Here is a 6,107-nt window from a genome sequence, read left to right on the forward strand (position 1 = left end):
CGTGCAAGCGCGCCGCACGGGTGCAGCGCGCTTTTGCGTATTTTATCTCACGGATACGGCGATCGTGAAACAGTTTCGAGTCCGCTAGTTGCGCAATGCGCGCAGCAGCATCTGGGTCGGCTGCCCATCCGGAGCCAGGCCATTCTTCGACTGGAACGCCTGGATCGCGGCCTTCGAACCGGAGCCGAAATTGCCGTCGACTTCGCCGCTGTAGTAGCCGAGCTCCTTCAGACGGTTCTGCAGCTCGAACTTTTCGCTGATGTCGAGCGACCCGTCCGGACGCGGCCAGCGCTGTTGCATGCCCTGATAGCCGGCGATCTGGTCGGCAAGAAGGCCGACGCCGAGCGCGTAGCTGTCGGAGGCGTTGTAGCGCTTGATGACGAAGAAGTTCTTGGTCATCAGGAAACCGGGGCCTTCGCCACCGCTCGGCAGCTTGAGTTCGGCGCGCATGCTGCCATTGCGGAAGCCCTTGCCGTTCGGCCGGGCAAAGCCGAGCGATGCCCATTCGGCGAGTGTCTTCGTCTGGCCGGAATATTTTGCGGCATTTGCCGGGGGCGCGACCTCGTAGCCCCAGGTTTCGCCCGGTTGCCAGCCATTCTTCTTCAACAGGTTGGCGGCCGTTGCCAGTGCATCGGGCACCGAATTCCAGATGTCGCGGTGACCATTGCCATCGGCGTCGACCGCATAGAGCAGGTAGCTCGTCGGAATGAACTGCGTGTGGCCCATGGCGCCGGCCCAGGAGCCGGTCAGCTCGCGGGGGGTGATGTCGCCGCTCTGAAGAATCTTCAGCGCCGCGATCAACTGCTTCTTGGCGTAGTTCGAGCGCTTCGGATCGGCATAGGCAAGGGTTGCGAGCGCGCGCGGCACATAGTGCAGGCGGTCATCCTTCTCGAGCACGGCGCCGTAGTTGGATTCCATCGACCAGATCGCCAGAAGGATGGTTTTGTCGACGCCGAAGTGCTTTTCCAGCGCGCTCAGCGTACGGGCGTGCTTGGTCGCCATCTCCTGGCCGACGCGCTTGGTGTAGGGGTTCACGCGGGAATCGATGTATTCCCAGATCTTGTGCTTGAACTCCGGCTGGTAGTTCGCCTTTTCGATCACCGTCTCGTCGGGCGACTTCACTCCGGCGAAGGCCTGGCGATAGGTTGCCTTGGTGATGCCGGCCTTGGCGGCCGTCGCGTAGATTTCGTTGATCCAGTTCTGGAATCCGGCATCGGCGCGCGCGGGGGCGGTGCCGAGCGTTGCGGCGGATAGGACGAGGGCGGCTGCGATATGACGGAAAAACGTCCTGCGGTTTCTGATCATCAGCTGTCGGTTCCGTTTCTCTGCGGGGCTTCGGCCGTCATGGCCCGAATCGCTCCGCAAGGTGGCAGTCTGGGGCCAGCCTGGACGGTGGGGCGGTCGTCGGCGGCTCCTGTTTCGGATCCGGCCGCGATTGTTGCATTGCCGGATTGCAATGAATCTACAGAAACGTGGTCAACAAACCCTTTACCATGAAATTGTGGTGGCGTCTTCCGCTGCAGAAAATGTCAAGCCATGGTCGTGGAGTTCGCATAAGCATTGTTCGGTCGGTTCAGGCTGTGTTCAGCTGACGGCATAGAGATTGCGGCTCCATTACGGAGCGCTGTATGGTTCCAGGCGGATTGACGTTGGGGCCGTTCGGTAACAGTTATGAGTGAAGTCCTTTCAAGGAGGTATAGATGACCGACAAGCGTAAAGTCCGCAAAGCCGTGTTCCCGGTCGCAGGGCTGGGCACACGTTTCCTGCCGGCCACCAAGGCCGTGCCGAAGGAAATGCTGACGGTGGTGGACAAGCCGGTCATTCAATATGTGGTCGATGAGGCGCTGGAAGCCGGCATCGAGCATCTGATCTTCGTCACCGGCCGCAGCAAGGCGGTCATCGAGGATTACTTCGACATTCAGGTCGAGCTCGATCAGACGCTGCGCGAACGCAACAAGAAGGCCGAGATCGCGTTGCTCGACGGCATTCTGCCGAAGGCCGGCACCACCAGCTTCACCCGCCAGCAGGCGCCGCTCGGCCTTGGCCATGCAGTATGGTGCGCCCGTGATCTCGTCGGCAACGAGCCGTTTGCGCTGCTTCTGCCGGACATGATCATGAAGGGCGAAAAGGGCTGCCTCAAGGGCATGGTCGAGCTCTATGAGCAGAGCGGCGGCAACGTCATCGCGGTTGAGGAATGTGCACCGGACCAGGCCCACAAATACGGTATTGTCGGCGTTGGCGACAAGGTTGGCGATGGTTTCAAGATCACCAAGATGGTCGAGAAGCCGGCACCGGGCACGGCCCCGTCCAACTTCTTCATCAACGGCCGCTACATCCTGCAGCCGGAGATCTTCCCGATCCTCGAAAAGCAGGAACGCGGCGCCGGCAACGAAATCCAGCTGACCGACGGCATGCTCAAGCTCTCCGACAGCCAGCAGTTCGCCGCCTATCATTTCCGCGGCGACACCTATGACTGTGGCGCCAAGGACGGCTTCATCCTGGCGAACGTCGCCTTTGCGCTGGAGCGCGGCGATATCCGCCCGACCGTCGAGGGTCCGTTGAAGACCCTGCTGGGCAGCCTGAAGTAATCGGTCAGGTCCCGAAAATGTCAAAGGCCGCGTCCTTCGGGCGCGGCCTTTTCCGTTGAAGATGGCAGGCGCTTTGAAATGACGCACTTCAGGACGGACAACCGTTTCACATTTTTCCTGGAATAGCTTTAGCGCCGCAGCGTGAGCCCAACGCCGACACGGGTAATGTCCGTCGTATCGCCTTGATCACGGGTAGTGCGTTCGTAGCTGACGTCGCCCGTCAAGGCGAGATAGCGGTTGATGTCGTAGGTCAGGCCGGCGCCGGTGCGCCAGGTGGTTTCGTCCGACGAGCGGGCGTCGGAGGGATAGTTGCGCAGCGTCAGGCTGTTCGTCAGCCGTGCCACCAGGTCCGATCGCATCTGGTGGGTGATGATGTTGGTGAGGTTGTAGTCGATCGAACCCGGATCGCCCGGTGTCGTCGACGGGTTGAGGTCGGTCGAAACGGCGAAGAGGACGTCGGTGCCGCGTTGCGGCGACCAGTTGATGCGCCCGTCGACCGAGAGGCCGCTGAGCTCGCCAAGCCGGTCGTCCTCGAAATTGTAGGTTTCGTAGCCGAGGCCCAGTTCGCCGTAGAGCTTCTCGCCGAGATCGACCTCGACACCGCCGCGGGCGGCATAGGTCTGATAGGAGCGCTCGAAACCGAGCGGGTCTTCGCGCAGATCGTAGAGCGATTTGCCGACGGAGGCTTCGAGGAACGGGATCAGTGCCGGCGACAGCTCGTAGCCGACCCGGCCGGTGAGGATGCCCGTATTGCGATTGCGATACTTGACCGAGAGGTTCGTGCCGTTCTCCAGTTCGACATCGCCATAGGTTTGCCGGTCGAAATCGATACCGACCGAACCGCGGATCAGGCCGAAGTCGCGCTCGATGGCGGCGCCAAGGCGGTAGTTGTTGACCGCGGACTGGGTCTTGGCGTTCGAGATCGCGTTGGGGTCGTCGGCGTCTTCGCGGTAGAAGCTGTATCCGGCCCGAAGCCGCGCGATCGTTTCATCCCAGAGATCGAGCCGCAGTTCCGCGTCGACATCGGCGCGCGGTTCTTCCTCGCCTTCGCCCGAGATATTGTTCTGCAGGATGCCTTCGCCGGTGACGGTCAACTGGTGCCGCGACCAGTCCGAGGTCAGCGTGCCGCGGATCCCGGTTTCGAGGTAGCCGCGGTTCGTCTTCGTGTCACCGTCCTTGCGCCATTCGTGGTTGATGCTCTCGCTGACGCCCGGGCGCAGCGTGAACGTGCCGATGCGGATGCCCGGCGAACGATCGTACTCGGGGTTATAGGTCCGCAGCCGCAGGCCGTCGATCGTCGGTTCGCGCTGGTTCTGGCGAACGAAATCCTCGTTCGAAGCCGGTGTCAGGTCGTCTGCGCTGACGGCACCGGTGGTCTGCGGATCTGTGATCGCCGGCGTCGCTGCGGGAACGGCTGCCGTACTGGTGCCAACGGCATTCGTTGTGGCGGCGGGCGTGGCGGTCTGGGCGCTCAGTGACGCCGGCGCAAACAGCGCCGTGCCGGCCAACAGCAACGCCAGCGAAGCCGAACGCCGCGCGTCTCCTTTGGTCGAGCGAGATGAGCCTGGCACCATATGCCGTTTGTCCACGAGCCTGATTGCAATCCTTTCGCAATCGTAAAGCGACGTGGTTAAGCATTCGTTTCCAAGCGGAAAAAACGTCGTGGGTTCAGCCGCTTGTCGTTCAGGCGCTTTCGACGGTCAGGTTTCGGCCGTGCGTGGAAACGACACGCACCCGGGTGCCTGCCGGCAAGTCCGGCCCCTCGATGATCCAGAACGTATCGTCGAGCCGGATGCGACCGCGCCCCTCGGTGATGGGTTTATCAAGCACGGCGGTGCGGCCGACGAGGCTTTCCGCTCTCCGGTTCAGCAACGGCTCGTCGGACGTTTCGGACGAGGAGAGAACAAGGCGGCGGCCAAGAACGACCGCTACCACGGCGAAGAGGGCGAAGAGGACGAACTGGACTTGCCACGTCCAGAAGCCGATCTCCCAGAGCAGAAGCGAGAGAATTCCGACAACGAGCGCGGCGACGCCGATCCAGATCAGGAACACGCCAGGCGCGACGAGCTCGGCTGCCAGAAGCACGAAGCCCAGAACCCACCAGCTCCAGGGCCCGAGTTCTTGAATGGCGCGTTCGATCATCGCCTACTTCCCCTGCGAAGGATCGGCCGGGAAGGCGGGCGTGGTGCGCGGCGTAGATTGGCGCGGGCGGGTCGCGGGCGCTGTCTGGCTGTCGCCGAAGACTTCCTTGGCGATGGCGCCGATGCCGCCGAGCGAGCCGATCAGCGCGGAGGCTTCCATCGGCATCAGCACGATCTTCTGGTTGTTGGCGGTTCCGATCGAGGCGAGCGCCTCGGTGTATTTTTGCGCGACGAAGTAGTTGATCGCCTGAACATCGCCCGACGCAATGGCGTCCGAAACCATCTTCGTCGCTTTTGCTTCGGCTTCCGCCAGACGTTCACGGGCTTCGGCATCGCGGAAGGCTGCTTCGCGCTGGCCCTCGGCCTGCAGGATCGCCGACTGCTTGGCGCCTTCGGCGCGCAGGATCTGGGCGTTTCTGGCGCCCTCGGCTTCCAGCACCTGGGCGCGTTTCTCGCGTTCGGCCTTCATCTGCCTTGCCATGGCGTCGACCAGATCCTTCGGCGGCGCGATGTCCTTGATCTCGACGCGGGTGATCTTGATGCCCCAGGGACTGGCGGCCTCGTCGACGACATGCAGCAACCGGTCGTTGATCGTGTCGCGGTTGGAGAGCAGTTCGTCGAGATCCATCGAACCCATGACCGAGCGGATATTGGTCATCGTCAGGTTGAGGATGGCGTTTTCGAGATGGGCAACCTGGTAGGCTGCCTGCGCCGCGTTCAGGATCTGGTAGAAGGCGACGGCATCGGCCGAGACGCTGGCATTATCCTTGGTGATGACTTCCTGAGTCGGAACGTCGAGCACCTGCTCCATCACGTTCATCTTGGCACCGATCCGATCGATGAAGGGAACGATCAGGTTGAGGCCGGGTTCCAGCGTTTTCGTGTAACGGCCGAAGCGTTCGATCGTATAGCGGTAGCCCTGGGGCACCGTCTTGATCCCCATGAAGAGGACCAGGATGATAAGCACCACGAAGCCAATGACGACGATATCCATTCCGCCCAAGACATACCCCCTTAAATTGCAATCTCGACCTGTGGCTGCAGTCTAGCGTATTCCGTTTCCATTCGGAATCGGTTTTCCGCGGATTGCGCGTAAATTCAAAATGTTAGAGAGACGCACTCGCCGGTGGGCAAGAGCGCAGCTCCTTCATCCTGAAGTGGTGATCAGCGTGCAGTTATCAAGTGGGATGGCGGGAGGCTCAAAGCCAGCCGGCAAGCTCCCGGCGCACGACGTGTTCGAGCACGGCCATGCCTTCGGTGCTGTCGTTCAGGCAGGGGATATGGGTGAACTTCTCACCGCCGTTGTGATGGAAGCTCTCGGCGGCCTGTTCGGCGATCTCTTCCAGCGTTTCCAGACAGTCGGAAACGAAGCCGGGAT

6 protein-coding genes are annotated in these 6,107 nt (G+C 61.8%); 1 reads left to right on the top strand and 5 read right to left on the bottom strand.

Features of this window, described 5'->3' with window-relative positions:
- Nucleotides 1-84: 84 nt before the first annotated feature.
- Entirely contained in the window at nt 85-1,305 is a 1,221-nt protein-coding gene (locus I8N66_RS16790) for a lytic murein transglycosylase (protein ID WP_291155494.1), read from the bottom strand.
- A 395-nt stretch (nt 1,306-1,700) separates the two neighbouring features.
- Between I8N66_RS16790 and galU the strand changes: the two genes are divergently transcribed.
- The gene (gene galU / locus I8N66_RS16795) at nt 1,701-2,588 is read left to right on the top strand and encodes a UTP--glucose-1-phosphate uridylyltransferase GalU (RefSeq protein ID WP_291155496.1); all 888 of its coding nucleotides are present in this window, start codon (nt 1,701-1,703) and stop codon (nt 2,586-2,588) included.
- Between the two features lie 128 nt (nt 2,589-2,716).
- Here galU and I8N66_RS16800 read toward each other — a convergent pair whose 3' ends face one another.
- The 4 genes from I8N66_RS16800 to I8N66_RS16815 all read right to left on the bottom strand — a co-directional run.
- A complete protein-coding gene (locus I8N66_RS16800; protein ID WP_291155498.1) occupies nt 2,717-4,162 on the bottom strand; it encodes an outer membrane beta-barrel protein in 1,446 nt (481 codons plus the stop codon).
- 109 nt (nt 4,163-4,271) lie between these two features.
- A complete protein-coding gene (locus I8N66_RS16805; protein ID WP_113541198.1) occupies nt 4,272-4,730 on the bottom strand; it encodes an NfeD family protein in 459 nt (152 codons plus the stop codon).
- 3 nt (nt 4,731-4,733) lie between these two features.
- A complete protein-coding gene (locus I8N66_RS16810; protein ID WP_113541199.1) occupies nt 4,734-5,732 on the bottom strand; it encodes an SPFH domain-containing protein in 999 nt (332 codons plus the stop codon).
- A gap of 196 nt (nt 5,733-5,928) precedes the next feature.
- A partial coding sequence (locus tag I8N66_RS16815) for a ferrochelatase (RefSeq protein ID WP_291155503.1) occupies nt 5,929-6,107 on the bottom strand: 179 nt, incomplete at its 5' end.

The organism is Ensifer sp. SSB1, from assembly GCF_016652895.1.
Taxonomy (GTDB): Bacteria; Pseudomonadota; Alphaproteobacteria; order Rhizobiales; family Rhizobiaceae; genus Ensifer.